This window comes from Streptomyces beijiangensis (genome assembly GCF_017315755.1).
Taxonomy (GTDB): Bacteria; Actinomycetota; Actinomycetes; order Streptomycetales; family Streptomycetaceae; genus Streptomyces; species Streptomyces beijiangensis.
This window is the reverse complement of record NZ_JAFLRJ010001471.1, coordinates 1-273: the sequence shown is the minus strand read 5'-3', so window position 1 is coordinate 273 and position 273 is coordinate 1. Positions and strand designations below refer to the sequence as shown.

1 protein-coding gene is annotated in these 273 nt (G+C 72.9%); it reads right to left on the bottom strand.

All coding sequences use genetic code 11. The features are described from left to right. Positions 1–86: 86 nt before the first annotated feature. Positions 87–273: aminoglycoside phosphotransferase family protein (locus J0695_RS42300; RefSeq protein WP_242553822.1), on the bottom strand; the 187-nt coding region annotated here is incomplete at its 5' end.

Sequence of the window (273 nt, the reverse complement as noted above, 5' to 3'; positions counted from 1 at the left end):
GCGGCCTGCGGCCGCTTGTCCTCAAGCGAGGGAGGGGCTTGAAATGCCCACCTGGGCAAGTAAGGGCGCTCCGGCGATTGAGGGGGCTACAGCCAGCCCGCGAATTCCAGGAGGAGTTCGCCGTCCTGGCGGCGCCCCGCCCGAAGCGCCCGTACACCCGACTCCACTGCCCGGAACAGCGTCCACCCCAGCAGCCGCGCCCGGTCCACATCCAGCGAGTCCGCCATCCGGTTCACCCGCCGCCGCGGCGGTCGGCCCCTCGTCGACGCGGCG